The sequence below is a fragment of the Streptomyces lushanensis genome (assembly GCF_001700515.1).
Classification (GTDB): domain Bacteria; phylum Actinomycetota; class Actinomycetes; order Streptomycetales; family Streptomycetaceae; genus Streptomyces; species Streptomyces lushanensis.
In genome coordinates this window covers 1-3,427 of record NZ_MAUD01000135.1, presented here as the reverse complement: position 1 = coordinate 3,427, position 3,427 = coordinate 1, and the positions used below count along the sequence as shown (strand labels likewise).

Here is a 3,427-nt window from a genome sequence, read left to right as displayed (position 1 = left end):
GTCACCACGGATGGTGCGAACGGTCATGACGACGGTGCGAACGGTCATGACGACGGTGCAGACGGGCTGATGGCCGGGTCACGCGCTCGGTCGCGTCCACGCCATCGTGAAGCACGTCGGTACGCCCGTGGCCACCGCTTCCTTGCGGTACGTCCTCGGTGACCGGCCGACGATGTCGCGGAAAGTGCGGCTGAAGGTTCCCGGGCTGCCGAAGCCGACCTGGAAACAGATGTCCGTCACGCTGTGGTCGGTCTCCCGCAGCAGGAACATCGCACGCTCGACACGGCGGCGCTGAAGGTAGCGGTGCGGCGTCTCGCCGAACGTGGCCCGGAAAGTGCGGGCGAAGTGCGCCGGAGACACATGGGCGATCCGGGCCAGGGCCGGTACGTCCAGCGGCTGCGCGTAGGCACGGTCCATGGCGTCCCGTGCCCGAAGCATGCGGCGGTTGGACTCTTCCATGGCGCGGCTCACGCTGCCATCACACCACGGTTTCCCGGGACGGGGCTGCGCGCGTGGGCCTGGCGCAGGGAGCGCGGGTGTCTGGATGGTGCCAGGGGAACGGCCTACTGGTCGTTCGGCTCCTGCCCCGACCGCCCCGACTGGTCGTTCGGCTCGCCCGCGTCCTTCGGCTCCCGCGCGGCCCCGTTGCGCTTCAAGGTCAGTACGAGACCGGTCGCCCAGCCGATCGGCTGAAGGGCCCAGAAACTCACCACCCGGTACAGCAACGTCACCGCGATCGCCTGATCCGCGCGCATCCCGTAGAGCACGAGCAGCGCCGTGAGGCTTGTCTCGACCACGCCGAGACCGCCCGGTGTGAGGCGCAGGCTGCCCGCGAATTGCGTCAGTCCGTAGGCCACGAGGATTCCGGGCCACGGCACATGGATACCGAGGCTCCATGTGGCGGCGATCAGACAGGCCAGATCGAATCCCCAGTTGAGCAGAGCCAGCAGGAACGGCCACACCCAAGGGCGTACGCCCGGCCGCGTACGGCGGATCTGCCGGCCCAGCCGGGTCAGTGACTCCTCGATCTCGAAGAGCCGCCGGGACCGCAGACCGATACGCCGCCAGATACGCCACGCGCGCCGCCGTACCCGGGGAAAGCGCGACAGGCCGGCCGCCGCGCCCACCGTCACGATCACAAGGACCAGCAGCCCGATCACCAGCGGCAGCGCCCCGGCCACAGGCCCGGCCGACCCACTCGCCAGCACACCGGCCAGCAGCAGTACGAGCAGACTCAGCGCGGACAGCAGCCCCGAGACCGCCAGTACGGTCCCCGCGAGCACCTGCCCCACCCCCCAGCGGCGCAGCCGCCGGAACACCCACGCCACGGCGAACGCCGCTCCGCCGGGCAGCGCGCCCGCGATGGCATTGGCCGTCAGCACGATGGCGGAGACCCCCCAGAGCCGCAGCCGCGCACCGCCCGCCCGCAGCAACCACTGTTGAAGCAGCGCCACACAGAGCAGGGACGCCGCTTCGAACGCGGCGGCCAGGACGAGCCGTGACGGCTGCACATGGGTGATGAGGTCCACGGCGGTGACGAGCTCGTGGCGGCGTGTGACGGCGACGACGACGGCGGCCGCGACGAGGACGGCGGCCACCACCCACCAGATGGGCCGCACGCCTGGCGGAGCCGCGCCCTGCGGCCCTCCGTTCTCCCCCTGCTGGTCCTGCCCCCGCCGGCGGGCCTCCACGGGGTCACGATACGACGTGCGGCCGGGTCGACCGGGCTGAGTCGACGCGTGGCGGTGTGGCGCTTTGGCGGTGCGGCGTCAGCCGTGGCCGCCGAGTCCCGCGTCGCGGGCCAGCAGTGCGGCCTGGACTCGGTTGCCGGTGCCCAGTGCGGTGAGGATCCGGCTGACGTGGGCCTTCACGGTGCTTTCGCGCATTCCGAGTGCCGTCGCGATCTCGGCGTTGGAATCGCCGAGGGCCAGCCGGGCCAGTACGTCGGCCTCGCGGGGCGTGAGCCGGGAGATCCTGTCACGCGCCTCCAGCGCGGCCGGGCGCGCGGCGTGGTGGTAGCGGTCGATCAGCCGGCGGGCGGCGGCCGGATGCAGCATGCCCTGGCCGGCCGCCACCACATGGACGGCCCGGATGATCTCGCGCGGATCCGTGTCCTTGAGCAGGAAGCCGTCCGCGCCGGCGGTGAGCGCGTCGTACACGTACTCGTCCAGATCGAAGGTGGTGAGGGTGATCACCCGGGGCGGAACGGGCAGGGCGCGGAGGCGGCGGGTCGCCGTGATGCCGTCCATGCGCGGCATCCGTACGTCCACGAGGGCGACGTCGACCCTGTGCAGGGCCGCCTGTTCGATGGCGGCCAGTCCGTCCGCCGCCTCGGCGACGACGGTGAGTTCCGGATCGGTGGCCAGCAGATCGACCAGGCCGAGCCGCACCAGGGCGTCGTCGTCGACCACGAGGACGTTGATCATGGGCGGGCCACCAGGGCGCCGACCGTGAGCAGGGCGTTGATCATGAGCAGGGTGTTGGTCGTGAGCAGGGCCTCGGCCATGAGTGGGGCGTCGGTCATGTGAGGGAGGCCCGGGAGAGATCGGCCGCGGGCACGGGCAGGCGCGCGGAGAGCCGCCAACCGCCGCCGGTGGCACCGGAGTACAGATGACCGCCCAGCGCCGAGACCCGCTCGGCCAGACCGATCAGACCGTAACCACCGGCCGGACCGGAGACGGTGTTCGCGCTGTTCATGGCGTCCTCCGCCCCTATCGCCGGTCCGTTGACCACTTCGACCGTGGTCGCGGGCCAGCCGTAGTGCACGCGAACGCCGACCGGTGTCGCGTGCGCGTGCTTACGGGCGTTGGTCAGGGCCTCCCGTACGAGCCGGTGCACCGCCAGCCGGTGACTGGTGGACGCGCTCGCGACGTCACCGGAGATCTCCGACTCGATCCGCTGACCTGCGGCGCGTGCCTCGGCGAGCAGTTCGGCGAGATCCTGGAGGGCGGGAGCGGGGACGGTCGCCTTACGCCCTGCCGGCGAAGGCGTCCGGTCCGGTGCGCACCTGAGCGTGTTCCCGGGGGTGCCCTCAGCCGCGACCTCAGTCCCGACCCCGCCCGTGGCCGTGTCCATGACCTCGGGTGTCCGCCCGGTGGTCTCCCCGGTCCTCGTTGCCTCCCCGGGCTCGTCCGGCTCGTCCGAGCGCAGCGCGCCCAGCACCTCGCGCAGATCGTCCAGCGCCTGCCCGGCCGTCCCCCGCAGCAGGGCGATCCGTGCCACGGCGGCCGGCGGAAGCGTCTCCGCCTGCACCTGAAGCACCCCGGTGTGCAGCATCAACAGGCTCAGCCGGTGCGCCAGTACGTCGTGCATCTCACGGGCGATCCGCGCCCGCTCGGCCGACCGCGCCTGTTCCGCGCGCAGTTCGCGCTCGACCCGCAACTGTTCGACCTGATCCCTGAGCGCCTCCATCAGCCGGCGCCGGCTG

4 protein-coding genes are annotated in these 3,427 nt (G+C 72.0%); all 4 read right to left on the bottom strand.

Going from position 1 to position 3,427, the window contains the following annotated elements; genetic code table 11:
* Window positions 1–78: 78 nt before the first annotated feature.
* Window positions 79–471, bottom strand: coding sequence for a helix-turn-helix domain-containing protein (locus BFF77_RS12860; RefSeq protein WP_211280216.1), 393 nt, complete (start codon window positions 469–471; stop codon window positions 79–81).
* A gap of 92 nt (window positions 472–563) precedes the next feature.
* Window positions 564–1,691: a lysylphosphatidylglycerol synthase transmembrane domain-containing protein gene (locus tag BFF77_RS12855; protein WP_245703383.1), complete on the bottom strand. Its 1,128-nt coding sequence runs from the start codon at window positions 1,689–1,691 to the stop codon at window positions 564–566.
* A gap of 78 nt (window positions 1,692–1,769) precedes the next feature.
* A complete protein-coding gene (locus BFF77_RS12850; protein WP_066948020.1) occupies window positions 1,770–2,426 on the bottom strand; it encodes a response regulator in 657 nt (218 codons plus the stop codon).
* 94 nt (window positions 2,427–2,520) lie between these two features.
* Window positions 2,521–3,427, bottom strand: a 907-nt coding sequence (locus BFF77_RS36820) for a sensor histidine kinase (RefSeq protein ID WP_245703381.1), incomplete at its 5' end; no start/stop codon positions are given.